Source organism: Pseudomonas sp. RIT-PI-o, assembly GCF_001297215.1.
Classification (GTDB): domain Bacteria; phylum Pseudomonadota; class Gammaproteobacteria; order Pseudomonadales; family Pseudomonadaceae; genus Aquipseudomonas; species Aquipseudomonas moraviensis_A.
This window is the reverse complement of the sequence record NZ_LHPA01000051.1, coordinates 15706-41091: the sequence shown is the minus strand read 5'-3', so window position 1 is coordinate 41091 and position 25386 is coordinate 15706. Positions and strand designations below refer to the sequence as shown.

The window sequence follows — 25386 nt, the reverse complement described above, 5'->3', positions numbered from 1 at the left end:
GTATCGGGCAGTAAACCAGAGTGGAGTGCTGCCCGATAGCGTTCATCGCGGGTCAGTCGGCGGCGGGAGCTGCCGGTACCTGTATCGCGAGCTGGTCGGCCAGGCGCACGAATGCGGCCAGATCAAGTTGCTCGGGACGCAGGCTGCCATCGACGCCGGCGGCTTCGATTTCGGCGTTGCTGAGCAATTGTTTGAGGGTATTGCGCAGGGTTTTGCGGCGCTGATTGAACGCTTCGCGCACAACGCGCTCGAGCAACTTGTGATCCTTGGCCGGGTGTGGCAATACCGCGTGGGGCACCAGGCGAACGATCGCCGAGTCGACTTTCGGCGGCGGATTGAACGCGCCCGGGCCGACGTTGAACAGATGTTCGACGCGGCAATGGTACTGAACCATGATCGACAGACGGCCCCAGTCACCGCCACCCGGGCCTGCGGCCAGGCGCTCGACCACTTCTTTCTGCAACATGAAGTGCATGTCGCGGATGATGCCGGCGTTGTTCAGCAGGTGGAAAATCAGCGGCGTGGAGATGTTGTACGGCAGATTGCCGACCACCCGCAGGCTGTTCGGCGCGGCGTTCAGCGTATTGAAGTCGAATTTCAGCGCATCGCCCTGATGCAGGTTGAAATTGCTCATGCCGGCAAACTGCTGGTTAAGGATCGGGATCAGATCCTTGTCCAGTTCCACCACGTCGAGTTGGGCGCCGGAGCCAAGCAACCCTTGGGTCAGGGCACCCTGGCCCGGGCCGATTTCCAGCAGGCGATCGTCAGCCTTGGCATGGATCGAGCGCAGGATGCGGTCGATAACGCCAGCATCGTGGAGAAAGTTCTGACCAAAGCGTTTGCGCGCCTTGTGTTGGTATTGCTCGTTCATAAACGGGTCTCGGCCATCTGGTAGGCGGTTTCCAGGGCCACTTGCAGGCTGCCGGTGTCGATCCTGCCGCTGCCGGCCAAGTCCAGGGCGGTGCCATGGTCGACCGAGGTGCGGATGATCGGCAGGCCCAGCGTCACATTGACGGCAGCGCCGAAGCCTTTGTACTTGAGCACGGGCAAGCCCTGGTCGTGGTACATCGCCAGCACTGCATCGCAGTGCTCCAGATATTTGGGGGTAAACAGAGTGTCGGCAGGCAGCGGGCCACGAAGGTCCATGCCCTCGCTGCGCAGGCGCTCCAGGGTCGGTTCGATGATGTCGATTTCTTCATGGCCCAGGTGGCCGCCTTCACCGGCGTGCGGATTGAGTCCGCAGACCAGAATGCGTGGCTGGGCAATGCCGAATTTGTCTCGCAGATCGGCGTGCAGGATTCGCGTGACGCGCTCCAGCCGCTCTGGGGTGATCGCATCGGCAATCTCGCGCAGGGGCAGGTGCGTGGTGACCAGTGCCACGCGCAAACCACGCGTCGCAAGCATCATTACCACTTGCGCGGTGTGCGTCAGGTCGGCAAGAAACTCGGTGTGTCCGGAGAAGGCGATGCCTGACTCGTTGATCACGCCTTTATGCACCGGCGCTGTGATCATCCCGGCGAAGTCGCCGTTCAGGCAGCCGTTGCCGGCGCGGGTCAGGGTTTCGAGGACGAACGCCGCGTTGGCCTTGTCCAGTTGCCCGGCAACTACCGGTGCGCTGAGCGGCGTATCCCAGACATACAGGCTAGCGGCGGGAGCCGGAACATCAGGCCACTGATCCGGGGTGACATCCAGCAGATTGACGACCAGCCCCAGTTGCGCGGCCCGCTCAAGGAGCAGGTCGCGGCTGGTGATGGCAATCAGGGGATGTGGCTGGGCTTGCGAGGCGAGCAGCAGGCACAGGTCGGGACCGATGCCGGCTGGTTCGCCGGGTGTCAGCGCGAAACGCTTGGGTTTCACTGCGCTGCCTGGTCTGCACCAGGGAGTTTGATCTCTACGTACGCTTCGTCACGGATCTGACGCAGCCAGGTTTGCAGCTCTTCGTCGTATTTGCGGTTACGCAGTACGGTCATGGCTTGCTGCTCACGGGCCTGCTCGGTGCTGTCGGTGGCGCGACGGCCAAGGACTTCCAGCACGTGCCAGCCGTATTGGGTCTGGAATGGCTTGGACAGCTGGCCTTGTGGAGTCGAGGCCATAACTTCGCGGAATTCCGGTACGAGTACGTTCGGGTCGATCCAGTTCAGGTCGCCGCCATTGAGCGCGGAACCCGGATCTTCCGAGTAGTTTTTTGCCAGCTCGGCAAAGTCTTCGCCGGCGCTGATGCGGTCATACAACGATTGCACCAGTGCCTTGGTCTTGGCCTCGTCGCGGATCGGGCTTGGCTTGACCAGGATGTGCCGCACATGCACTTCGTCGCGCATCTGCGCTTCGCCGCCACGCTTGCCCAGCAGCTTCAGAATGATGAAACCGCCCGGGGTGCGTGCAGGTTGGGTGATGTCGCCGACGGCCATGCTGCTCAGTTGACGATCGAACGGCGGTGGCAGTTGCGCGGCTTTACGCCAGCCCATGTCGCCGCCTTCCAGCGCGTTGTCGCTGCCGGACTTGGCCACGGCCACCTGACCGAAGTCTGCGCCTTGCTTGAGCTGCTGGTAAACCTCCATCGCCTGGCGCGCAGCGCTCTGAATGGCATCAGAGTTGGCGCTTTCCGGGGTCGGGATCAGGATGTTGGCCAGGTGCAGTTCTTCGGACAGCTGCATTTTGCCGAGATCGGAGGCGAGGAAGTTCTTCACTTCCTGCTCCGAAACCTGAATGCGTTCTGCCACGCGTCGCTGACGCACACGGCTGATGATCATTTCGCGTTTGATCTGATCACGGGCGTCTTCATAGTTCAGGCCATCACGAGCCAGCGCAGCGCGGAACTGATCAACAGTCATGTTGTTGCGCTGGGCGATGGTGCCGACGGCCTGGTTGAGTTCTTCGTCAGTGATGCGGATACCGGAACGTTCGCCGATCTGCAATTGCAGGTTTTCGACGATCAGGCGCTCGAGCACTTGCTGATCGAGCACGCCCGGAGGCGGCAGGCCGCCCCCGCGCTTGGCGATGGTCTGCTGAACTTCGTGAACGCGCTGGTCCAGTTGGCTCTGCATGACCACGTCGTTGTCGACAATCGCTACCACTTTATCGATGGACTGCACGGCGGCGTTGGCCGCCGTACCCAGGAACAGCGCGCCCAGCAGCAGCGGGCGCAGACAATCAGAAAGCTTGGTCTTCACGTTCACGATAACCTTGAATGCCTTTGTCGAGGAAGCTCTCTACCTTGGCGCCAGTCAGGCCGCCGAGCCCCTTCAGAACAATTTGGAGGAAGACGCCATGGTCGCCTTTTTCGTTTTGCGGAGCTTCCTGGCTGAACTCGTCATAGGAAACCCAGTAACGATTGATCAGGCGCAGTTTCCAGCAGCAGTTGTCGTATTCGAAACCACCGAAGGCTTCCAGGGTGCGATTGCGGTTGTAGTCGTACTGCCAGCGGCTGATGGCGTTCCACTGTGGAACGATCGGCCAGATGACGGAGAAGTCATGCTGCTGGATCTTGTAGTAATCCTTCACGTAGCCAGGCTGCCCGGGAACGCCGTAGTCACCACCGCCCACCGACCACTGACCGGTGTTCTGGTCGTAACGAACCTGATCATTACGATAGCGATAGCCGGCATTGATGACCTTGTTCGGGTTGTCTGCTGGCTGGTAGTGGAACATCGCACTGCCGGAGCGCGGGCTGCGGCTGTCCGGGTCCCAGTTGTAGTCGGCTGTGGCGCGCCAGTCGCGGTTCCAGCGGTACTCGTATTCAAGCGCGTACGGCGAGACACTGGATTTGGAATCTTCACGGGTTTTCGCATCGATACCAGGCAACTGCACTTCGCGATTCTTGAAGTAATAAGCCTGGCCTACGCTGATGCGCTGACGCTCGAAACCGTTGTCTTCGATCCAGCGGCTGGTTACGCCCAGCGACAGCTTGTTTTCGTCCCCGACACGGTCGGCGCCGGTAAAGCGGTTGTCACGGAACAGCGAGGAGTAGCTGAACGTCGTTTCGCTGGTATCGAACACCGGAATATCTTCCTGATCGACCTCAGGTACGTACAGGTAGAACAGGCGTGGTTCCAGAGTCTGGCGATAGTTCTTGCCGAAGTACGAAGTATTTCGGTCGAAGTAGAGGCCGCTATCAATGCTGGCGATCGGTACGCCACGATTCTGGTTGCTGTCGAACTTGCCGTAGAGCTTCTGGTTTGCTGGCGACAGCGCATCGATCTGCGCTTTACCGGTGTTGTCCAGATCAAGCTGATATTGGGTGTACTGATATTTCAGCGATGGCTTCAGGAAGCCATATGTCCAGCTCATCGGCAGGCTGACGCCCGGCTTCAGATTCAAGCGATCGCCATTGGCACGAGCCAGGCCGGTGATGTTGTTGTCCAGACGCGGCTCGGTGGTAATACCGTCTTCCTGGACAAAGGTGCCGCTTCTCAGGTCGCGGTCGAAACGCACCAGCTCGGTCTGATAATCGAAATCGAGGCCTTCTGGATGATAGGGCAGTTGACCATTGAAGGTGATCTGCGGCAGACGTCCGTAAGGCGTAATGTTCGAAACGGTGGCCAACTGATACTTCTGAGCGTTCAACGTGGCGGTATAGGAATCACCACGGTAAGAAACCAGACCTTGTTGATTCACAAAGTCACTGCTCTTAACGCCAATCTGGTCGGTTTCCAGATCCTGGAAGTAGTAGGGGTCACTGATCTTGGTGTAATCGACCTGGGTCAGCACGCGGGAGTCGAGACCGCCCTTGTGCTGCCAGTTGTACATGTAGCGAGTCTCGTTGTAGTCGGACTGGCGTTTGCGATCGTCGTTCTCGTCGTTCAGGTACGAGGCCCCGAACTGACCTTCACTCGACTTGGTCAGGTAACGGAATTCGCCTTCCACCAGCATGCCGCGCTTGCTCATGTAGCGCGGGTACAACGTGGCGTCATAGTTCGGCGCCAGGTTGAAGTAATAAGGCGTGACCAGCATGAAGCCGGTGTCGCTGCCCGAACCGATGGTCGGCGGCAGGAAGCCTGACTGGCGGCGGTCATCGATCGGGAAGTAGATGTACGGCGTGTACAGAATCGGAATGTCTTTGACGCGCAAGGTCACGTTGGTCGCGGTACCGAAACCGGTGGCCGGGTTCAATGTGATGTTGTTGCCCTTGAGCTGCCACGCGTTGCTGTTCGGTTCGCACGTGGTGTACGTGCCGTCCTTCAAGCGGATGATCGCGTTCTCGGCACGCTTGGCGTACAGCGCGTTACCGCGGATGCGCGATTTGTGCATCACGTACTCGGCGTTGTCGACCTTGGCTTCACCGGTGTCGAGCTGCACATCGGCGTGGTCGCCGACGATCAGCGCACCGTTGTCGCGGATGCGTACGTTGCCGGCCAGTTCGCCACGGCTCTCGGCCTGATACAGGTTGGCCTCGTCGGCTTCGACCTGCATGCTGCCCTGACGCATGATCACGTCGCCAGCGAGGCTGGCGACCTGGGTGTCCTGCTCGTAACGCGATGCTTTGGCACCAATGAAGGTCGGCGCATCACTTTTATTCGTCTTGTCATTCATGCCAGGACGAATCGGTTCGATATAGGAACCAGAGCAGTAAGGACCGGTCTCGGCCAATTGGGCGGCGGTGAGCTTCTCGCGCGGAACCCAGTCGAGGTGACTGTAGTCTTCGCTACGGGATTTCAGGCCGCGGCCCTTGGCTTCGGTGACCAGTGCGGTTTTCGCGCCAGTGTCGGCGTCGGAACCCTTGTCGGCCACAGGCTCGCCGGCGGCGCTGACGGCACTGCCGTCATGCACCGGACGCGGCGGCAATGCCGCGGCGGGCGACTTGGGCGCACAGTCCCAGCCACCCGTAGCCGAGACGGAGCAGTCATACTGCTCGGCGGCAACAACGAATTGACTGGCCAGAGGTTGCATAGCCAGCAGACTGCCGGTTACCAACAACGGAAATTTTTTACGAAACGCGGGGGATTTCAATGCCATCTTATTAGTCCGGGCTTCCTGCGTGCCATCTGCCCGCGGTGTGGGCCGCACGCCTCTCGATGGTCTGAAAAAGATGCTGGATAATAAAGCATGACCCGCTTGACGGCTAGCGCCGTCGGAGACCCTTGCAATGCCTGACCAAGATGTACGCTTGCAACACCTGAAAGTTTGGCTCGATGAGCAGTTGGCGAAGCTGTTTGCCGAGCAGGGCTGGGGCACCGTGCCCCCGGCCACGTTGACCGCGGCCAGCAGCGACGCGAGTTTCCGTCGTTACTTCCGTTGGGAGGGCGACGGTCGCAGCTTCGTCGTGATGGACGCGCCGCCACCGCAGGAAAACTGCAAACCGTTCGTGGATATCGCCTTTTTGCTGGCGAAATCCGGAATAAATGTGCCGAAAATTTATGCCGAAGACCTCGAGCGCGGTTTTCTTTTGCTCAATGACCTGGGCAACAAGACCTATCTTGACGTGATCGATGGCGAAAATGCCGACGCGTTATTCCACGATGCCCTGCAAGCGCTGTTGGCTTTTCAACAGTTGCCGATGGTCGCACCGTTGCCCGGTTACGACGTCGCCCTGTTGCGCCGTGAACTGGAGTTGTTCCCCGAGTGGTACGTCAAGCATGAGCTGGGCATCAAGTTCGATGCGGCGCAGCAGCAACAGTGGCAGCACATCAGCGAGCTGCTGATTGACAGCGCGCTGGCGCAGCCGAAAGTGCTGGTGCACCGCGACTACATGCCACGCAACCTGATGCTCAGCGAACCCAACCCCGGCGTGCTGGATTTTCAGGATGCGGTATACGGCCCGGTGACTTACGACGTTACTTGCCTGTTCAAGGACGCGTTCCTCAGCTGGCCTGAAGAACGTGTACGCGGCTGGCTGGAGAGTTATTGGCAGCAGGCCTCGGCGCTGGATATTCCGGTGCAGACGGATTTCGAAGATTTCCTGCGCGCCAGCGACCTGATGGGCGTGCAGCGTCACCTGAAAGTCATCGGCATCTTCGCGCGGATCTGCCATCGCGACGGCAAGCCGCGTTATCTGGCCGACGTGCCGCGCTTCTTCTCTTATATAGAAGCAGTGATCGCCCGCCGTCCCGAACTGGCGGAGCTGCAAGCGCTGTTCAGCAGCTTGCATGCTGGAGCGACGGCATGAAGGCAATGATTCTGGCGGCGGGCAAAGGCGAGCGCATGCGCCCCCTGACCCTGACCACGCCCAAACCGCTGGTGCGTGCCGGCGGTGTGCCGCTGATCGAGTATCACCTGCGCGCCCTCGCGGCCGCAGGCTTCAACGACATCGTCATCAACCACGCCTGGCTCGGTCAGCAGATCGAAGATCATCTGGGCGACGGTTCGCATTTCGGTCTGAGCATTCGGTATTCGCCGGAGGGCGAGCCGCTGGAAACCGGCGGCGGGATTTTCCGTGCACTGCCGTTGCTCGGTGACGATGCGTTTCTGGTGGTCAACGGCGACATCTGGACCGATTACGACTTCAGCGTGCTGCACCAGCCGATCAATGGTTTGGCGCATCTGGTGCTGGCGGACAATCCGGCGCATCACCCGAAGGGCGATTTCACCCTGATCGACGGCAAAGTGCAGGACGGCGAGCCTGATGCAGCTACTCTGACTTACAGCGGTATTGCCGTGCTTCATCCGCAGCTGTTCGACGGTTGCAGCGACGGTGCTTTCAAACTCGCGCCTTTGTTGCGCAAAGCCATGGCCGACGGCGAAGTCACGGGCGAGCGCCTGAAGGGCCATTGGGTGGATGTCGGTACCCATGAACGCTTGGCCGAAGCCGAAGCCCTGATAGAAGCGAGTCGCTGAGATGTTGTGGCCAGGGACTCTGATTGGAGCCGGAGTGGGGTACGCGATTGCCAGCATTCCGGGGGCCATGCTTGGAGCGTTGCTGGGGCAGGCGCTGGATCGGCGCCTGCAACTGCAGAGCTGGGGACACTTGCGGGAAAAGCTCGGCGGTCGGCCGATGCTGCGCAACGATGAGCTGCTGTTCGTCTTGCTCGGGCGTCTGGCCAAGAGCGACGGGCGCGTCATGGACGGGCATATCCAGCAGGCGCGCAATGAAATGCGCGCATTGGAGATGAGCGAGCCGGCGACACGGCGGGCCATTGCTGCGTTCAATCGTGGCAAGTCCGGCAGCGACAATCTGCGCGGTTATCTGCGCCGTCTGAGTTCGCAACCGCATGCGACCGAAGGTGTGTTGCGCGCCTGTTGGCGAATGGTCTGGGCTGATGGTCGCGCCGGTGTCAGCGAACGCGAGTTGCTGGCGCAGTGGGGCAGGTGGCTGGGCTGGACGTCGCAGCAGGTGCAAGCGCTGGCCAGCGATTACGAGCCGGGCAAGCGGCCGATTGTCAGTGCGGCGGTGAGTTATCAGGAGGCGATGAAGTTGCTTGGGGTGTCGGCGAGCAGCGAGCCGGCGCAGATCAAGCGCGCTTACCGGCGATTGCTCAGTCGCCATCACCCGGACAAGATTGCCGGCAGCGGCGCGACGCCGGCCCAGGTGCGTGAGGCGACCGAGCGGACGCGGGAATTGCACAATGCCTATACGTTGATTCGGGAGCGGCGGGATTTTCGCTGACCCTTGAAGATCAGAAGATCGCAGCCTTCGGCAGCTCCTACCCTTGGAATGCATTTTCCTGTAGGCGCTGCCGAAGGCTGCGATCTTTTGCTTTTATCAGTCTGTATTTTGTGGATTCAACCAGCCCCGCACCCGTCGAACCAGCTGTTCCTGCTCAGCCTTTTTGTCCGGCAACACCTTCAACGCGACCTGGCTGAACGCCGAGGTCTTCAGGCGCTTGCTGGCCTGCATGCGCTCCAGCGCCGCGTTGCGATCGAGGGCTTTGTCCATATAGAAAATATCCGCCGTCGGCAGCTTCAGCGTCGGCGTCAGTTCGGCGAGTGGCGGCAGGGCTTTGGCCGGTGCTTGCGCGTCAACCATGACCAGTTTTTCCACCTGAGGCGTTTGTCGCTCGCTGAGAAAACGCGCCGCCCAGTAGGCACCGGTGCCGTGACCGAGCACGACAATGCTGCGCGCGCTCTGCTGTTCGGCGTAGGCGATCGCTGCGTCGATCCGTCCGAAGACGCGTTCGGCATCGGCCTTGGCTTGTTCTTCGCTGGTTTGCGCCACGACCTGTTCAGCAACTTCCGCTTCACCGCCAGCGGCTTGTTCGATCGGTTGCGCAGTGGTCGCGTCTTTGCTCGTGGTTTCCGGGGCTTTCGGCGCCGCGGCCGGTTCGATCACGCGTGGGGCGATGGCGTCGCCTTGCAGATCGGGCAGGGTGATGCTCAGGGTGCTCCAACCGGCGTCCGGCAATTTGCGCCGCAACGGGCCGACGGCCTGCGGCCAGTCAGCGGTTTCGCCAACACCGGGAACGATGATCACCGCACCTTTGGGCTCGGCGCTGTTGGCCGGTTTCCACAGGGCGAGGAAGGTCTCGCTGCCAGCCTGTAACTGTTGCTGCTCTTGCGCCGGCAGTTTACGTTGCAGTGCGGCCGCCTCTTCCTGACTACGCTCAAGCAGTGGCTGGCGCTCGGCCGGTTTTTCTTCGGCGGGCTTGTCCGTGGCGGGGGGCGCCGGGTCGGCGGCTTCGACGGAAAACGCACAGGGCAGGATCAGCGACAGGCACAATGCTGGCAGTGCCAGGCGGTAGACAGAGGGCATCGGTTATTCCAGGCCAGAAAGTATCCCGGCAGCCTAATGGGTTGGTCAGAATTTGTCAGTGTATGAGACTTCAATGAAGCGATTTTGCTGCCTGTGGGTTATCGGCTGTTTGTGGTTTCCCTTGATGGGCTGGGCGGCGCCTGCGCCATCGGCCCATGCCGCGCAACTGACGCCAGAGCAGCAGCAATGGCTGGCGCAGCACAATGAGTTGCGCGTCGGCCTGGTCCTGCAGGCGCCCTACGCGACTTATGATCGGCGCCTGCAGCGCCTGTCCGGGGCCAATGTCGAGTTGATGAAACTGCTCGCCAGAACCCTGGGCGTGGAACTGAGCTGGCGCAATTTCCAGGACCTCGGGCAGTTGGAAAGCGCGTTGCGCGAGGGTGAGATCGATATCGCCCCAGGTCTGAGTCAAACGCCGGGCGCGCTGCGCCTCTGGCAATTTTCCGACCCGTACATGCGCGTGCCGCAGCTGGTGGTCAGCGACCAGAAAAGCAGCGGCGCAGTCGATCTGGAAAAACTCGACAGCCAGACTCGCGTCGCCGTGCGCATGCCGAGCAGCACCGCCGATTATCTGCGCAGCAACTATCCGCACCTGAACCTGCAAGGCGTGCCGCTGGAGCGTCAGGCGTTGCAGTTGCTGTTGAGTCAGCAGGCCTCCTACGCGGTGGTTGATGAAGCACAGTTGGGACGCCTGTCGGTGGAGCCGGAGTTCGCCGAACTGGTGGTGGTCGGCGATATCGGCCTGCCGCAATTGCTGCGTGTGGCGTCACGGCGGGATTGGCCGGAACTGGCCGGCATCGTCCAGAGCGCCTTGCGTGCGATTCCGGCCAAGGATCTGGAACAACTGCACAATCAGTGGCTGCAACCGAAATACCCACGGCTGGCCGAATCGCCGGGGTTCTGGCAGAACCTCAGCCTGTTGTTTGCCGTGATGCTGTTCAGTTGCGTGGCGATCGTGGTCTGGCAGCGACGCCAACAGCACAGCCTCGAACAGCGCCTGCTCAGCGCCCGCGAGGACATCGCGTTGCGCGCAGCCAGTGAAGAAGCGCTGCGGCTGACGCAGTTTTCCATCGACCAAAGCACCGTTGGCATTCTGTGGGTCAATTGGGACAGCCATGTGCGCTACGCCAACCGCGCAGCGGAAAACATGCTCGGTTATCCCTCGGGCGGGCTGATCGAGCGGCCGCTGATCGACTTCGAGCCCGGCCTGCACATGGATCGCTGGCTCAATCTGTGGAAGCGTGCGCGGGCCAGTGAAGAAGGGCCGCTGAGCTTCGAAACCAGTTGCCTGCGCGCCGACGGCACTGTCCTGCCGGCGGACGTATCCCTGAGCTTCCTGCGCTTTCGTGACAGTGAATATCTGGTGGTCTACCTCACCGACGTCACCGATCGGCGCCGCGCACTGGCCGCGTTGCAGGAAAGTGAAGCGCGCCTGCAAGGCATCGCCGCCAACGTCCCGGGCCTGGTGTTTCGGCTGGAGCGGGCGCCGGTCACCGGGCAGATCGACTTTGCCTACATCAGCGAGGGCAGCGAGACGCTGGTCGGCTACGCGCCGGCGGCCATCGCGCATCGCGACATGGGCCTGCGCAGTCTGGTGCATCCCGACGACAAGGCCAGTTATCACCGCACCCAGGATCAGGCGCTGGACACCGACAGCGACTGGTCGTGGCAGGGCCGCATCGTCACGCGTCAGGGCGAGCAGCGCTGGGCCGAGATCAAGGCGATCACCCGGCAACTGGAGGACGGCGCCTACGTGTGGGACGGCATCGTCTGGGACATCAGCGAAAGCAAACGCATCGAGCTGGAACTGGCGGCTTCGCGCGAGCAGTTGCGTGAATTGTCGGCGCACCTGGAGAGCGTGCGCGAAGAAGAGAAGGCGCGCATCGCCCGCGAAGTTCATGATGAGCTTGGGCAGATGCTCACCGTGCTGAAACTGGAGACATCGATGTGCGAACTGGCCTACTCGCAACTCGATCCGGGTCTGAACGAACGGCTCAACAGCATGAAGCGCCTGATCGCACAACTATTTCAGCTGGTGCGCGATGTGGCGACGGCGTTGCGCCCGCCGATCCTCGATGCCGGGATTGCCTCGGCGATCGAGTGGCAGGCGCGACGCTTCGAGGCGCGCACGCAGATTCCGTGTCTGGTGCAGGTGCCGGACAACCTGCCGGCGCTCAGCGATGCCAAGGCGGTGGGGCTGTTCCGGATTTTGCAGGAGGCGCTGACCAACGTGATGCGTCATGCTCAGGCGCACACGGTGGAATTGACGCTGGCGCTTGCGGGCGATGAATTGTGTCTGACCGTCAGCGATGATGGCGTGGGATTTGTCACCGCTGAAGATCGGCCGACGTCGTTTGGCCTGGTCGGCATGCGTGAGCGGGTGCTGATCATGGGCGGGCGGCTGGAGCTGGAGAGCGAGCCGGGGGAGGGCACCAGTCTTAAGGTGTGGGTGCCGGTGAGTGAGGTCTGAAGGTTTGTGTTGTGAGTGCTGACGCCTTCGCGAGCAGGCCCGCTCCCACCGGGGAGAATGCATTCCAGGGTGGGAGCGAGCCTGCTCGCGAAATATGTTGGCTGAGGAGAAGAACGTGATCCGTGTACTGGTAGCCGAAGACCACACCATCGTCCGTGAAGGCATCAAGCAATTGATCGGCCTGGCCAAGGATCTGCAAGTAGTGGGGGAGGCGAGCAATGGCGAGCAACTGCTGGAAACCCTGCGCAGCGTGCCTTGCGAGGTGGTGCTGCTGGACATCTCCATGCCCGGCGTCAATGGCCTGGAAGCGATCCCGCGCATCCGTGCGCTGAACAACCCGCCGGCGATTCTGGTGCTGTCGATGCACGACGAAGCGCAAATGGCTGCGCGCGCATTGAAGGTCGGCGCGGCCGGGTATGCGACCAAGGACAGCGATCCGGCGCTGCTGCTTACCGCGATCCGCAAGGTCGCGGCGGGTGGTCGCTACATTGACCCGGAACTGGCCGACCGGATGGTCTTCGAAGTCGGCCTGACCGACACGCGGCCGCTGCATTCGCTGCTGTCCGAACGCGAATTCTCGGTGTTCGAACGCCTGGCCCAGGGCGCCAACGTCAACGATATCGCCCAGCAACTGGCCCTGAGCAGCAAGACCATCAGCACCCACAAGGCGCGGCTGATGCAAAAACTCAACATCACCTCGCTGGCTGAACTGGTGAAATATGCGATGGAGCACAAACTTCTCTGACCCACCGCTATCAACTGTAGGAGTGAGCCTGCTCGCGATAGCGTGCTTCCTGAAAACAATCCAGTGACTGATGCACCGCTATCGCGAGCAGGCTCACTCCTACAATGGATCTGCGTGCAGGCATATCCATTAGCGACAGCCGCTTTTGCCCTTGCTTGCGGCTTGCAGCTCACCGCTCGCCACTGCTTTATCCATTAGCGCCATCCTTGTAGGGCAATCCCTACCCCGAACCTTCCATTGTGCTTAAGCGATTCTCTCCTGCGCCCCGATTTGCGTGGCTGGCGCCAGCCACTAGGCTTGATGAACAAGCAGTCATCAACAGCAAGGGTGTGGGTATGAGCCAGGTCGATACAAGCGCAGGGACCAGTGATGTGCTGGTCAGCTTTCGTGGTGTGCAGAAGAGCTACGACGGCGAGAACCTGATCGTCAAAGACCTCAACCTGGACATTCGCAAAGGCGAATTCCTCACCCTGCTCGGGCCGTCCGGTTCCGGCAAGACCACCAGCCTGATGATGCTCGCCGGTTTCGAAACACCGACCGCCGGGGAAATCCTCCTCGCCGGGCGTTCGATCAACAACGTACCGCCGCACAAGCGTGACATCGGCATGGTGTTCCAGAACTACGCGCTGTTCCCGCACATGACCGTCGCAGAGAACCTTGCGTTTCCGCTGACCGTGCGTGGCCTGAACAAAAGCGATGTCAGCGAGCGGGTGAAGAAAGTCCTCAGCATGGTTCAGCTCGATGCCTTCGCTTCGCGCTATCCGGCGCAGTTGTCTGGTGGTCAGCAGCAGCGCGTGGCATTGGCCCGCGCGCTGGTGTTCGAACCGCAACTGGTGCTGATGGACGAACCCCTCGGCGCCCTCGACAAGCAATTGCGTGAACACATGCAGATGGAGATCAAGCACCTGCACCAGCGCCTCGGCGTGACCGTGGTCTACGTGACCCACGATCAGGGCGAAGCGCTGACCATGTCCGACCGCGTTGCCGTGTTCCATCAAGGCGAGATCCAGCAGATCGCGCCGCCACGCACGCTGTATGAAGAGCCGAAGAACACTTTCGTCGCCAACTTCATCGGCGAGAACAACCGCCTCAACGGCCGCCTGCTCAGCCAGAGCGGCGAGCGTTGTGTGGTCGAGTTGGGCCGTGGCGAAAAGGTCGAGGCGCTGGCAGTCAACGTCGGCCAGACCGGCGAGCCGGTGACCCTGTCGATCCGTCCGGAACGCGTCAGCCTCAATGGTTCGAGCGATCAATGTGTCAACCGCTTCTCAGGGAGGGTGGCGGAATTCATCTATCTGGGCGACCACGTTCGGGTGCGCCTGGAAGTCTGCGGCAAGAGCGACTTCTTCGTGAAACAGCCGATTGCCGAGCTCGATCCTGCGCTCAGCGTCGGTGACGTGGTACCGCTTGGCTGGCAGGTCGAGCACGTACGCGCGCTCGATCCGCTTTCAGAAGCGCATTAAGAGGCGCACCAAGCGCCCCGGCAATACCAACACCAACCCTGCACGTGGAGAGAACAATAAATGTTGAGATCCCTGAAGTTCACCGCCCTGACTCTGGGCCTGATGGGTGCGACCGGCGCGATGGCTGCCGGCCCGGACTTGACCGTGGTGTCGTTTGGCGGGGCGAACAAGGCGGCGCAAGTCAAAGCCTTCTATGCACCGTGGGAAGCGGCGGGCAACGGCAAGATCGTTGCCGGCGAATACAACGGCGAAATGGCCAAGGTCAAAGCCATGGTTGACACCAAGAGCGTGTCCTGGGACCTGGTCGAAGTTGAATCGCCAGAGCTGTCCCGTGGTTGCGACGAAGACATGTTCGAGCAACTCGACCCGGCGCTGTTCGGCAAGAGCGAAGACTACGTCAAAGGCGCGACTCAGCCTTGCGGCGTGGGCTTCTTCGTTTGGTCGACCGTATTGGCTTACAACGCTGACAAGCTGAAAACTGCACCGACCAGTTGGGCGGATTTCTGGGACACGAAGAAATTTCCCGGCAAGCGTGGCCTGCGCAAAGGCGCCAAGTACACCCTCGAATTTGCGCTGATGGCCGATGGTGTGGCGCCGAAAGACGTCTACAAAGAGCTGGCGAGCAAGGGCGGACAGGATCGTGCCTTCAAGAAACTCGATGAGCTCAAGCCAAGCATTCAGTGGTGGGAGGCCGGCGCACAGCCGCCGCAGTACCTCGCATCCGGTGACGTGGTGATGAGCTCGGCCTACAACGGTCGCATCGCGGCGGTGCAGAAAGAATCCAACCTGAAAGTGGTATGGAACGGCGGCATCTACGACTTCGACGCGTGGGCCATTCCTAAAGGTCTGGACGCCAAGCGCGCGGAAGCTGCGAAAAAATTCATCGCTTTCTCGGTGCAGCCGCAGCAGCAGAAGACCTACTCGGAAAACATCGCCTACGGCCCGGCCAACACCCAGGCCGTGCCGCTGCTGGCCAAGGATGTCCTGAAAGACATGCCGACCACCCCGGAAAACATCGCCAACCAGGTGCAGATCGACGTCAGCTTCTGGGCTGACAACGGCGAACAACTGGAACAGCGCTTCAATTCCTGGGCGGCAAAATAACCCAGCTCAAAACTGGATGAGAACTCCTGTGGCGAGGGAGCTTGCTCCCGCTTGAGTGCCCAGCACTCACAAAATTGGCAGTGCCAACCCGATTTTGGGGCCGCTTCGCAGCCCAGCGCGAGCAAGCTCGCTCGCCACAGGGGCCGCCATCCTCAGCGTGGTGGTTCAACACAACAGCGGCGGTTCGCCACCTCTGTAACGATCAAAGATTTGCGGAGTACGTCATGGCCATCGCCGTTCCCCTGAACGAGGGCGCCAGCCCCACCTTGAAGCAGAAGCTCAAGCGCGCCGAGCGGGTCAACCGCTGGAAGGCCCAGGCGCTGATTGCGCCGCTGGTGCTGTTCCTGCTGCTGGTGTTTCTGGTGCCGATCGTGGCGCTGCTCTATAAAAGCGTCGGCAACCCGGAAGTGGTTGGCGGCATGCCGCGCACGGTCACTGCCATCGCCAGTTGGGACGGCCGCGGCCTGCCTGCCGAGCCGGTGTACAAGGCGGCCAGCGAAGACCTCGCCGAAGCACGCAAAAACCAGACGCTGGGTGATCTGTCCAAGCGCTTGAACATGGAGTTGGCCGGCTATCGCAGCCTGCTGACCAAAACCGCCCGGGCGCTGCCGTTCGCCAGCGAACCGGCCTCCTATAAAGAAGCCCTGGAAGCACTCGACGAGCGTTGGGGCGACCCGGCTTACTGGCAAGCGGTGAAACGCAACACCAGTAGCATCACTCCGTATTACCTGCTGGCGGCAGTCGATCACCGCATCGACGACCTCGGCGAACTGGCCCCGGCCACCCCGGATCAGGCGATCTACCTCGACATCTTCGCCCGTACCTTCTGGATGGGCCTGGTCATCACCGTGATCTGCCTGTTGCTCGCGTACCCACTGGCCTACTTGCTGGCGAACCTGCCTTCGCGGCAGAGCAACCTGTTGATGATTCTGGTGCTGCTGCCGTTCTGGACCTCGATTCTGGTGCGGGTCGCGGCGTGGATCGTGCTGCTGCAATCCGGCGGCCTGATCAACAGCGCGCTGCTGGCCATGGGCATCATCGATAAACCGCTGGAACTGGTGTTCAACCGCACCGGCGTGTACATCTCGATGGTGCACATCCTGCTGCCGTTCATGATTCTGCCGATCTACAGCGTGATGAAGGGCATCTCGCCAACCTACATGCGCGCGGCGATTTCTCTCGGCTGTCATCCGTTCGCCAGTTTCTGGCGCGTGTACTTCCCGCAGACCTACGCCGGTGTCGGCGCCGGCTGCCTGTTGGTGTTCATCCTCGCCATCGGCTACTACATCACGCCGGCGCTGCTCGGCAGCCCGAACGACCAAATGGTCAGCTACTTCGTCGCGTTCTACACCAACACCAGCATCAACTGGGGCATGGCCACCGCGCTCGGCGGTCTGCTGTTGCTGGCGACCGTGGTGCTTTATCTGATCTACAGCTGGCTGGTCGGCGCCAGTCGCCTGCGCCTGAGCTAAGGGGAATTTGCGATGCTGAGTCCTTACATGTCGCCCATCGAACGGGTGTGGTTCTACAGCCTGCGGATCCTCTGCGGCCTGATCCTGTTGTTCCTGATCCTGCCGGTGCTGGTGATCGTACCGCTGTCGTTCAACTCGGGAAGTTTCCTGGTCTATCCGCTGCAGGGCTTCTCGCTGCAGTGGTACCACGACTTCTTTGCTTCGGCGGAATGGATGCGTGCGCTGAAGAACAGCATCATCGTCGCCCCGGCCGCGACCGTGCTGGCGATGATCTTCGGCACCCTGGCGGCGATCGGCCTGACCCGGGGCGACTTTCCCGGCAAATCGCTGGTGATGGCGCTGGTGATTTCGCCGATGGTGGTGCCGGTGGTGATCATCGGTGTGGCGAGCTATCTGTTCTTCGCGCCGCTGGGGCTGGGCAACAGCTTCTTTTCGCTGATCGTGGTGCACGCGGTGCTGGGTGTGCCGTTTGTGATCATCACCGTGTCGGCGACATTGCAGGGCTTCAATCACAATCTGGTGCGCGCTGCCGCGAGTCTGGGCGCATCTCCGCTTACCGCGTTCCGCCGGGTGACCTTGCCGCTGATTGCGCCCGGGGTGATTTCCGGGGCGCTGTTTGCCTTTGCGACGTCGTTTGACGAGGTGGTGGTGACGCTGTTTCTCGCAGGGCCTGAGCAGGCGACGTTGCCACGGCAGATGTTCAGCGGGATTCGCGAGAACCTCAGCCCGACGATTGCGGCGGCGGCGACGTTGCTGATTGCGTTCTCCGTCATCCTGCTGCTGACCCTGGAATGGTTGCGCGGGCGTAGCGAGAAACTGCGCACCGCTCAGATCTAAAATCAAGATCAAAAGCTTACCCCCTCACCCCAGCCCTCTCCCCCAAGGGGGCGAGGGGGAAGGGAGCAGATCTTCGTGGCTTTCGCGGCCGGAGTTCGACTCGGTAATTCAGGTCGATGTACTTGGAGAGTACAACTCGGTCAGTCCCCTCTCCCTCCGGGAGAGGGTTAGGGTGAGGGGCTCTTGATCTTTTACCGGTCAACCATTCACCACCTGAATAGCAGACAACCCCAAATCCCCAGCTAATCTTGTGCCCAGCTCCCACATCTATAAGAGGCTGCGCACCATGAGTCTGTCCCAGTTCAAAATCGCTCACAAACTGATCACCGGCGCTGCAGCCATCGAGCAACTGGCGGCGGAGCTCACGCGCCTCGATGTCGACAACCCACTGATCGTCACTGACGCGGCGCTAGTCAAATCCGGCACCGTCGAGCTGGCGCTGGCACAACTCGGCGGGCGCGACTACGAGATTTTCGACCGGGTGCTGCCCGACCCGGAAATCGCCATCGTCGAAGACTGCATGCGCGCCTACCGTGAGGGCGGGCATGACGGGTTGATCGGCCTCGGCGGTGGCAGCGCCATCGACATCGCCAAGAGCGTCGCCGCCTACGCCGGTTATCACGGCGCGCTGGAAGACCTGTTCGGCGTTGATCAGGTGCCGCGCAAGGGCCCGCCGCTGATCGCCATCCCGACCACCGCTGGCACCGGTTCCGAAGTCACCAACGTGGCGATCCTCTCCGACAAGGTCGCGCAGTTGAAGAAAGGCATCGTCAGCGACTATCTGTTGCCGGATGTGGCGCTGGTCAGTCCGCAAATGACCCTGACCTGTCCGCGCAGTGTCACCGCCGCCAGCGGCGTCGATGCACTGGTGCACGCCATCGAATCCTATCTGTCGGTGAATGCCTCGCCGATCACTGATCCCCTCGCCATTGGCGCGATCAAACTGATCGCCGGCGCCTGGCCCAAGGCCTACGCCAATGGCGCCAACCTGCAAGCGCGCGAAGACATGGCCACCGCCAGCCTGATGGCCGGCATGGCGTTCGGCAATGCCGGAGTCGGCGCGGTGCATGCGCTGGCGTATCCGCTGGGCGGGCGTTTCAATATTGCCCACGGCGTCAGCAACGCCTTGTTGCTGCCCTATGTGATGACCTGGAACAAAATGGCCTGTGTCGAACGCATGCAGGATATTGCCGAAGCCATGGGTGTGAAGACCGCTCATCTGAGTGCCAGCGAAGCAGCGGACAAAGCCGTGCAGGCCATGAGCGATTTGTGCGCGGCGGTGGAAATCCCTGCCGGGCTGCGCAGTTTCGGCGTGCCGGAAGAAGCGATCCCGGCCATGGCCGTAGAGGCCGCCGGCATTGAGCGACTGATGCGCAACAACCCGCGCCAACTCAGCGCCGGCGACATCGAGAAGATCTATCGCGCGGCCTACTGAGTTACGGTCGCTTGGGGCTCATGGCACAACCCAATCATCGCGGTCCCGGTGCGCACGTGGAAACTTGAGGTATACAATGCGCGCCATCGTGATTTAGCTCAGCACAGGTGCGTCATGCAGCCCTTCGTAATTGCTCCGTCGATCCTCTCCGCCGACTTCGCCCGCCTCGGCGAGGAAGTGGACAACGTTCTCGCCGCCGGCGCCGACTTCGTCCATTTCGACGTCATGGACAACCACTACGTGCCGAACCTGACGATCGGCCCGATGGTTTGCGCAGCACTGCGCAAGTACGGCGTCACCGCGCCGATCGACGCGCACCTGATGGTCAGCCCGGTGGACCGCATCGTTGGCGACTTCATCGAAGCCGGCGCGACCTACATCACCTTCCACCCGGAAGCCACGCTGCACGTTGATCGCTCGTTGCAACTGATCCGTGAAGGCGGTTGCAAATCCGGCCTGGTGTTCAACCCGGCGACCCCGCTGGACGTGCTCAAGTACGTGATCGACAAGGTCGACATGGTCCTGCTGATGAGCGTCAACCCGGGCTTCGGCGGGCAGAAGTTCATTCCCGGCACCCTCGACAAACTGCGTGAAGCGCGGACGATCATCGACGCTTCGGGGCGCGATATCCGTCTGGAAATCGACGGCGGCGTCAACGTCAACAACATCCGCGAAATCGCCGCCGCCGGCGCTGACACCTTTGTCGCCGGCTCGGCCATTTTCAATGCGCCGAACTATCAGGAAGTCATCGACAAGATGCGTTCCGAACTGGCACTGGCGCGCCCATGAGCGGTTTTGAGCAGCTGTTCCCGGGGCAATTGCCACGGTTGGTGATGTTCGATCTGGATGGCACGCTGATCGATTCGGTTCCCGACCTGGCAGCGGCGGTGGACACCATGCTGCTCTCCCTCGGTCGTCCGCCGGCGGGTATCGAGGCGGTGCGCGAATGGGTCGGCAATGGCGCGCCGGTGCTGGTGCGTCGAGCCTTGGCGGGTGGCATCGATCATTCGGCGGTGGATGACGCCGAAGCCGAGCGCGCATTGGAAATTTTCATGGAGGCGTACGGCGCCAGCCATGAGCTGACCGTGGTCTATCCCGGTGTGCGCGACACGCTCAAGTGGCTGCACAAGCAAGGCGTGGCCATGGCGTTGATCACCAACAAGCCCGAGCGGTTCGTCGCGCCGCTGCTCGATCAGATGAAGATCGGCCGCTACTTCAAGTGGATCATCGGCGGCGATACCCTGCCGCAGAAGAAACCTGACCCGGCGGCGCTGTTTTTCGTGATGAAAATGGCCAACATTCCGGCCTCGCAATCGTTGTTCGTCGGCGACTCGCGCAGCGATGTGCAGGCGGCGAAAGCGGCTGGGGTCAAGTGCGTGGCGCTGAGCTACGGATACAACCATGGCCGGCCGATTGCCGAGGAATCCCCGGCTCTGGTGATCGACGATTTGCGCAAGCTAATTCCCGGTTGCCTGGATCTGGCCGGTGGGATAACGTTGCCCGACGCTGTTCAACCCCCTTCTGGAAACGCCATCGTGGTGGTCACCCGCAAACTCTGGATGAAAGTCATCAAGGCCCTGGCCCGCTGGCGTTGGCGCGCCTGACTGATTCTGGCCGGCCCTGCCGGCGCGTTTGCCTGACTGACTGATTGCACCTCACACCACGAGGCACCTTATGATTCGCGAAGAATTCCTGCGTCTGGCCACTGACGGCTATAACCGCATCCCGCTGGCCTGCGAAACCCTGGCCGACTTCGACACGCCGCTGTCGATCTACCTGAAACTGGCTGACCAGCCCAACTCCTACCTGCTCGAATCGGTGCAGGGCGGCGAGAAGTGGGGCCGTTACTCGATCATCGGTCTGCCGTGCCGCACCGTGCTGCGGGTGCACGACCATCACATCAGCATCACCGTTGATGGCGTCGAGACTGAAAGCCACGATGTTGAAGATCCGCTGGCCTTCGTCGAAGCCTTCAAGGCGCGCTACAACGTGCCGACCATCGCCGGTCTGCCGCGTTTCAACGGTGGCCTGGTCGGTTACTTCGGTTACGACTGCGTGCGCTATGTCGAGAAGCGTCTGGGCAAGTGTCCGAACCCGGATCCGTTGGGCGTGCCGGACATTCTGCTGATGGTGTCCGACGCGGTCGTGGTGTTCGACAACCTGGCCGGCAAGATGCACGCGATTGTCCTTGCCGACCCAGCCCAGGCCGATGCCTTCGAGCAAGGCCAGGCGCGTTTGCAGGAGTTGCTCGAGCAACTGCGTCAGCCGATCACCCCGCGTCGTGGCCTGGATTTCAGCAAACAGCAATCGGCCGATCCGGTGTTCCGTTCGAGCTTCACTCAGGACGATTACGAAAAAGCCGTCGACACCATCAAGGAATACATCCTTGCCGGCGACTGCATGCAGGTCGTGCCGTCGCAGCGTATGTCGATCGACTTCAAGGCTGCGCCGATCGATCTGTACCGCGCCCTGCGGTGCTTCAACCCGACTCCGTACATGTACTTCTTCAACTTCGGCGACTTCCATGTCGTCGGCAGTTCGCCGGAAGTGCTGGTGCGCGTTGAAGACAACCTGATCACCGTGCGCCCGATTGCCGGCACGCGTCCACGCGGTGCGACTGAAGAAGCCGATGTGGCGCTGGAGCAGGATCTGCTCTCGGATGACAAGGAGATTGCCGAGCACTTGATGCTGATCGATCTGGGCCGCAACGATACCGGGCGCGTCTCGGAAATCGGTTCGGTGAAGCTCACCGAGAAAATGGTCATCGAGCGTTATTCCAACGTCATGCACATCGTCTCCAACGTCACCGGCCAGTTGAAGTCGGGCCTGACGGCCATGGACGCACTGCGGGCGATTCTGCCGGCGGGGACTTTGTCCGGCGCGCCGAAAATTCGCGCGATGGAAATCATCGACGAACTCGAGCCGGTCAAGCGTGGGGTATATGGCGGCGCGGTCGGTTACTTTGCCTGGAACGGCAACATGGACACCGCCATTGCCATTCGTACCGCTGTGATCAAGAACGGCGAGCTGCATGTGCAGGCCGGTGGCGGCATCGTCGCCGACTCGGTGCCGGCGCTGGAGTGGGAAGAAACCCTGAACAAACGCCGCGCGATGTTCCGCGCCGTGGCTTTGGCCGAGCAGACCCCGGGAATTTAAGCCAACACCAAACCCTTGTAGGAGTGAGCCTGCTCGCGATAGCGGTGTGTCAGTCAGCAAATTTGTTGAATGTTGATTCGCTATCGCGAGCAGGCTCACTCCTACATCTGATCTGTGTACGGCAATAAAAAAGCGGCGCCAGTCAGGGCGCCGCTTTTTTTTGCATCTATCACTCAGAAATCCAGCACAACCCCGACATTCAGTCCCTGCTGTTTGAAGTCATCATCCTTGCGGAAGGTATACCCCCCACGCAGCGCCAGGTCCGCCGTCAGCTTGTGACTGACGCCAAGACTCAAGCGGTTCAGATGGCTCGCCGGTGTATAGCCTTCAAGGGTGAAGTCATTGGCCGGCAGGGTGTTGAGGGCGATGTTGACCTTCTGCACGTCATCTTCGTATTCACGCTCATGCGCGTATTCGCCGTACACCTGCGTTTGCGGGGTGAAGTTGTACTTGCCCTGAATGCCCAGGCCCAGACGTTTCGAATCGCGGCTCTGGTCATCGAAGGTCAACGCCGTGGCGCGATTGCTCTTTTCCGAGTAACCGTCGACATCGACACTGGCGTAATCGGCGCTGACAAATGGCGACAGGTGCCATTGGCTGCCGGGTTGGGCAATGTCATAACCGAGGCGCGTGCTGAACGCCCACAGGCTGCCGTCGGTATCGCCTTTCTCCGCACCCTCGCTGGCGCCGAGGTCGAACTTGCGCTTGAGATTGTCGTAGTCGAGTTTGCCGCCGGTCAGCGCGGCGTCGGCCCACCAGCGATTCTGCTGGAACTGGGCGAACGCGGTGGCCATGTAGCTGTTGAGTTTGTAGTCGGAGTCGTTGTGGCCGGCCTCGAGATTCTGCCGGTACAAACCGGCCGCCACGCCCACGCGCCAGGCTTCGTTCAGGCGATAGCTGCCGCCGACGTTGAGGTTGTAACCGCTGCCATCGGCACTGGCGCCGCTGCTCTGGCTGTCGACATCCAGATGCTGTCCGCCCGCCGAGACGATAGCGCGCCATTGGCCGACCGCTTGCCAGTTTTCCCAATCCGCCTGCCATTGGTTGCGCAATTCATCCTGATGCGCACGCACGGTGCCGTGGGCCATTTCCGGCAACAGGCTCAGTTCCCACGGCGCTGCCAGTAGAGAGTAGGCGTAATCGGCGATGAGTTTCTGCCCGGATTCGGTCGGGTGCACGCCATCGTTGTAGATCAGCTTGGTCGGATCCGGCGTAGCACTGTTGATCCCGTAGCGGGCGTTTTCCGGGCAGCCACTGCCACTGAAGCAGGTCGCGGTGAGGTTCTGGTCAGTGGCCAGACCGAAGCGCCCCGGGTCGGCGAAGACTTCCGAGAGCAGCACCGGAATGTTCAGCGGAATGACTTCGGCGTTGATGCCTTGCAGGCGCGTCACCAACTGGCTGTTGAACTGGTTGGCGAGGGTGCTGCTGAACGCTTGCAGCGGCGTGCCATTGATGGCAGGTGTCAGGCCCACGTCGGGCAGCAGCCAGACCATCACGTATTTGGCGCCGGCGGTCTGCAGAGTCTGCACGCTGTCGGCCAGCCGATCGGCAGCGGCGTTGGCTTGGGGCAGGCTGAGAATGCGGCCCTGAAGGAAGTCGTTGCCGCCACCGGAAATGTAATACAGCGCATTCGGGTCGGCGCGAAAACCGTTCGACGGCAGGTAACCGGCGCGGGTGCGTTCGCCGGTGGCCGATTGGGTGGTGATCGAGTCGAGAATCTGGTCAGTGCGATAGCCGCCGACCGCCCAGTTGTTGCCGTCGGGCTGGCCGTTTGCCGCGCGCACCGCGGAGCTGGACGAGGCAGTCTGGTCGGCGGAAAAGCCCAGGCGACCGCCAAGCAACTGAGTGGAATTCAATGAATAAACTTCGCCGCTGCCATCCCGATATACCGGCCCGGTGCGGTTGGTGTAGCGCTCGGTGGAGCCCGCCGGGCCGCCCGTGTCGGCGAAGGTCCCGGCGTCGTTGAGGCTGTCGCCGAATACGATGAAGCTTGAATAAGGGTTGGGTGCTGCATTGGCCTGGGCGCAGGCCAGTGCGAGCAAGCAGCCGGCCAGCGGTACAAACAACGTTTGTCTGATCATGAGCAAGTCCGTTTATTTATTGTTGTAGGTGAACGAAACGACAGTACCAAAAACGTTCGGCGTTTTGCCATCGGTCGCGAATCCTTCTGCCGTTTCATAACCCGCAGGCCCCGCCATATTGCACGCTCCGCCCAGCTAAGTTACTGTGCCGGAACGTATGAACGAGACCTTCCCCGTGTTGATCACCAGCAAACTTCTGGATCAAGTCATCAAGGCACACGCCCGCTGGCGTTGGCGCGCCTGAATCTTCTCTGCCGGCCCCGCCGAATCTGTATCGCTTTGCCTTCCTTGTCTGTTTGAAATGCCGCTGTGCTGGCGCCCTGTGCGCGTCCGACATCGCGCAGCGCCCTGCGGGCAAGTCATCTGAAGGCTGTCATCAAGTCAGAATTCAAGAGGTTCGAAACGCCATGTTGCTGATGATCGACAACTACGACTCCTTTACCTACAACGTTGTGCAATACCTCGGCGAGCTGGGTGCCGAGGTCAAAGTGGTGCGCAACGACGAACTGACCATCGCCGAAATCGAAGCGCTGAATCCCGAGCGCATCGTGGTTTCCCCCGGGCCGTGCACGCCCACCGAGGCGGGCGTTTCCATTGACGCGATCAAGCACTTCGCCGGCAAACTGCCGATCCTCGGCGTGTGCCTCGGCCACCAGTCCATCGGCCAGGCCTTCGGCGGTGATGTGGTGCGTGCCCGCCAGGTCATGCACGGTAAGACTAGCCCGGTATTCCACGAGGACAAGGGCGTGTTTGCAGGCCTCAATCATCCGCTCACCGTTACCCGCTATCACTCGCTGATCGTCAAGCACGAGAGCCTGCCCGATTGCCTGGAACTGACCGCGTGGACCCAACACGACGACGGCTCGGTCGACGAAATCATGGGCCTGCGTCACAAGACCCTGAACATCGAGGGCGTACAGTTCCACCCCGAGTCGATCCTCACCGAGCAGGGTCATGAACTGTTTGCCAATTTCCTCAAACAAACCGGCGGCACGCGCTAAGGA

Annotated in this window: 20 protein-coding genes; 14 read left to right on the top strand and 6 right to left on the bottom strand. The window is 61.2% G+C overall.

Annotated features, from left to right (window positions below; all coding sequences use genetic code 11):
* Positions 1-52 precede the first annotated feature (52 nt).
* Genes rsmA through AEQ63_RS26280 form a run of 4 tightly spaced genes read right to left on the bottom strand, consistent with a single transcriptional unit; the run spans position 53 to position 5952 of the window.
* A complete protein-coding gene (gene rsmA, locus AEQ63_RS26295; RefSeq protein WP_039757718.1) occupies positions 53-871 on the bottom strand; it encodes a 16S rRNA (adenine(1518)-N(6)/adenine(1519)-N(6))-dimethyltransferase RsmA in 819 nt (272 codons plus the stop codon).
* The gene (gene pdxA / locus AEQ63_RS26290; RefSeq protein ID WP_064365400.1) at positions 868-1857 is read right to left on the bottom strand and encodes a 4-hydroxythreonine-4-phosphate dehydrogenase PdxA; all 990 of its coding nucleotides are present in this window, start codon (positions 1855-1857) and stop codon (positions 868-870) included. Before pdxA ends, rsmA begins: the two co-directional genes overlap by 4 nt.
* Complete coding sequence (gene surA / locus AEQ63_RS26285) at positions 1854-3176, bottom strand: peptidylprolyl isomerase SurA (RefSeq protein ID WP_177330623.1); 1323 nt, start codon at positions 3174-3176, stop codon at positions 1854-1856. Before surA ends, pdxA begins: the two co-directional genes overlap by 4 nt.
* Positions 3151-5952 (bottom strand): LPS-assembly protein LptD, encoded by a 2802-nt coding sequence (locus AEQ63_RS26280; protein WP_042610121.1) that lies wholly within the window; start codon positions 5950-5952, stop codon positions 3151-3153. The genes surA and AEQ63_RS26280 overlap by 26 nt, the downstream gene beginning before the upstream one ends.
* Before the next feature lie 130 nt (positions 5953-6082).
* Here AEQ63_RS26280 and AEQ63_RS26275 point away from each other — a divergent pair, with 130 nt between their 5' ends.
* From AEQ63_RS26275 to AEQ63_RS26265, 3 genes are read left to right on the top strand one after another with little or no spacing between them, the layout of a single operon-like run.
* Positions 6083-7102 carry an aminoglycoside phosphotransferase family protein gene (locus AEQ63_RS26275; RefSeq protein WP_064365398.1) on the top strand — a complete coding sequence of 340 codons (1020 nt, stop codon included), beginning with the start codon at positions 6083-6085 and terminating at the stop codon, positions 7100-7102.
* Entirely contained in the window at positions 7099-7770 is a 672-nt protein-coding gene (murU, locus tag AEQ63_RS26270; RefSeq protein ID WP_064365397.1) for an N-acetylmuramate alpha-1-phosphate uridylyltransferase MurU, read from the top strand. Before AEQ63_RS26275 ends, murU begins: the two co-directional genes overlap by 4 nt.
* 1 nt (position 7771) lies before the next feature.
* Positions 7772-8539, top strand: coding sequence for a DnaJ domain-containing protein (locus AEQ63_RS26265; RefSeq protein ID WP_064365396.1), 768 nt, complete (start codon positions 7772-7774; stop codon positions 8537-8539).
* A gap of 96 nt (positions 8540-8635) precedes the next feature.
* Here the strand turns inward: AEQ63_RS26265 and AEQ63_RS26260 are convergent, their stop codons facing one another.
* Positions 8636-9622, bottom strand: a complete 987-nt coding sequence (locus AEQ63_RS26260; RefSeq protein WP_064365395.1) for an alpha/beta hydrolase family protein — start codon at positions 9620-9622, stop codon at positions 8636-8638.
* Between the two features lie 73 nt (positions 9623-9695).
* Here AEQ63_RS26260 and AEQ63_RS26255 point away from each other — a divergent pair, with 73 nt between their 5' ends.
* The 10 genes from AEQ63_RS26255 to trpE all read left to right on the top strand — a co-directional run bounded on the left by AEQ63_RS26255 (position 9696) and on the right by trpE (position 22301).
* A complete protein-coding gene (locus AEQ63_RS26255; protein WP_064365394.1) occupies positions 9696-12092 on the top strand; it encodes a PAS domain-containing sensor histidine kinase in 2397 nt (798 codons plus the stop codon).
* A 115-nt stretch (positions 12093-12207) separates the two neighbouring features.
* The gene (locus AEQ63_RS26250; RefSeq protein ID WP_003228820.1) at positions 12208-12837 is read left to right on the top strand and encodes a response regulator; all 630 of its coding nucleotides are present in this window, start codon (positions 12208-12210) and stop codon (positions 12835-12837) included.
* 335 nt (positions 12838-13172) lie between these two features.
* Positions 13173-14297 (top strand): ABC transporter ATP-binding protein, encoded by a 1125-nt coding sequence (locus AEQ63_RS26245; RefSeq protein ID WP_042610424.1) that lies wholly within the window; start codon positions 13173-13175, stop codon positions 14295-14297.
* Between the two features lie 60 nt (positions 14298-14357).
* Positions 14358-15401, top strand: a complete 1044-nt coding sequence (locus AEQ63_RS26240; RefSeq protein ID WP_064365393.1) for an ABC transporter substrate-binding protein — start codon at positions 14358-14360, stop codon at positions 15399-15401.
* 224 nt (positions 15402-15625) lie between these two features.
* Positions 15626-16873 (top strand): ABC transporter permease, encoded by a 1248-nt coding sequence (locus tag AEQ63_RS26235; protein ID WP_039757732.1) that lies wholly within the window; start codon positions 15626-15628, stop codon positions 16871-16873.
* A 12-nt stretch (positions 16874-16885) separates the two neighbouring features.
* Positions 16886-17710, top strand: a complete 825-nt coding sequence (locus AEQ63_RS26230; RefSeq protein ID WP_042610426.1) for an ABC transporter permease — start codon at positions 16886-16888, stop codon at positions 17708-17710.
* 286 nt (positions 17711-17996) lie between these two features.
* Positions 17997-19145: an iron-containing alcohol dehydrogenase gene (locus AEQ63_RS26225; RefSeq protein WP_064365392.1), complete on the top strand. Its 1149-nt coding sequence runs from the start codon at positions 17997-17999 to the stop codon at positions 19143-19145.
* Between the two features lie 114 nt (positions 19146-19259).
* The gene (rpe, locus tag AEQ63_RS26220; RefSeq protein WP_064365391.1) at positions 19260-19934 is read left to right on the top strand and encodes a ribulose-phosphate 3-epimerase; all 675 of its coding nucleotides are present in this window, start codon (positions 19260-19262) and stop codon (positions 19932-19934) included.
* A complete protein-coding gene (locus tag AEQ63_RS26215) occupies positions 19931-20749 on the top strand; it encodes a phosphoglycolate phosphatase (protein WP_041476686.1) in 819 nt (272 codons plus the stop codon). The genes rpe and AEQ63_RS26215 overlap by 4 nt, the downstream gene beginning before the upstream one ends.
* Positions 20750-20819: 70 nt before the next feature.
* Positions 20820-22301 (top strand): anthranilate synthase component I, encoded by a 1482-nt coding sequence (trpE, locus tag AEQ63_RS26210; protein WP_064365390.1) that lies wholly within the window; start codon positions 20820-20822, stop codon positions 22299-22301.
* A 173-nt stretch (positions 22302-22474) separates the two neighbouring features.
* Here the strand turns inward: trpE and estP are convergent, their stop codons facing one another.
* Positions 22475-24382, bottom strand: a complete 1908-nt coding sequence (gene estP, locus AEQ63_RS26205) for an esterase EstP (RefSeq protein WP_064365389.1) — start codon at positions 24380-24382, stop codon at positions 22475-22477.
* Positions 24383-24789: 407 nt separating this feature from the next.
* Here estP and AEQ63_RS26200 point away from each other — a divergent pair, with 407 nt between their 5' ends.
* Positions 24790-25383, top strand: a complete 594-nt coding sequence (locus AEQ63_RS26200; RefSeq protein WP_042610431.1) for an aminodeoxychorismate/anthranilate synthase component II — start codon at positions 24790-24792, stop codon at positions 25381-25383.
* Positions 25384-25386: the final 3 nt, after the last annotated feature.

Bases quoted from the DNA above. Each gene is read 5' to 3' on its own strand.
- AEQ63_RS26235 (WP_039757732.1), top strand. From the start codon at position 15,626: ATGGCCATCGCCGTTCCCCTGAACGAGGGCGCCAGCCCCACCTTGAAG.
- AEQ63_RS26260 (WP_064365395.1), bottom strand. From the start codon at position 9,622: ATGCCCTCTGTCTACCGCCTGGCACTGCCAGCATTGTGCCTGTCGCTG.
- AEQ63_RS26245 (WP_042610424.1), top strand. From the start codon at position 13,173: ATGAGCCAGGTCGATACAAGCGCAGGGACCAGTGATGTGCTGGTCAGC.
- rpe (WP_064365391.1), top strand. From the start codon at position 19,260: ATGCAGCCCTTCGTAATTGCTCCGTCGATCCTCTCCGCCGACTTCGCC.
- AEQ63_RS26200 (WP_042610431.1), top strand. From the start codon at position 24,790: ATGTTGCTGATGATCGACAACTACGACTCCTTTACCTACAACGTTGTG.
- AEQ63_RS26240 (WP_064365393.1), top strand. From the start codon at position 14,358: ATGTTGAGATCCCTGAAGTTCACCGCCCTGACTCTGGGCCTGATGGGT.
- AEQ63_RS26230 (WP_042610426.1), top strand. From the start codon at position 16,886: ATGCTGAGTCCTTACATGTCGCCCATCGAACGGGTGTGGTTCTACAGC.
- AEQ63_RS26215 (WP_041476686.1), top strand. From the start codon at position 19,931: ATGAGCGGTTTTGAGCAGCTGTTCCCGGGGCAATTGCCACGGTTGGTG.
- AEQ63_RS26225 (WP_064365392.1), top strand. From the start codon at position 17,997: ATGAGTCTGTCCCAGTTCAAAATCGCTCACAAACTGATCACCGGCGCT.
- AEQ63_RS26265 (WP_064365396.1), top strand. From the start codon at position 7,772: ATGTTGTGGCCAGGGACTCTGATTGGAGCCGGAGTGGGGTACGCGATT.
- rsmA (WP_039757718.1), bottom strand. From the start codon at position 871: ATGAACGAGCAATACCAACACAAGGCGCGCAAACGCTTTGGTCAGAAC.
- AEQ63_RS26255 (WP_064365394.1), top strand. From the start codon at position 9,696: ATGAAGCGATTTTGCTGCCTGTGGGTTATCGGCTGTTTGTGGTTTCCC.
- AEQ63_RS26275 (WP_064365398.1), top strand. From the start codon at position 6,083: ATGCCTGACCAAGATGTACGCTTGCAACACCTGAAAGTTTGGCTCGAT.
- estP (WP_064365389.1), bottom strand. From the start codon at position 24,382: ATGATCAGACAAACGTTGTTTGTACCGCTGGCCGGCTGCTTGCTCGCA.
- trpE (WP_064365390.1), top strand. From the start codon at position 20,820: ATGATTCGCGAAGAATTCCTGCGTCTGGCCACTGACGGCTATAACCGC.
- AEQ63_RS26280 (WP_042610121.1), bottom strand. From the start codon at position 5,952: ATGGCATTGAAATCCCCCGCGTTTCGTAAAAAATTTCCGTTGTTGGTA.
- murU (WP_064365397.1), top strand. From the start codon at position 7,099: ATGAAGGCAATGATTCTGGCGGCGGGCAAAGGCGAGCGCATGCGCCCC.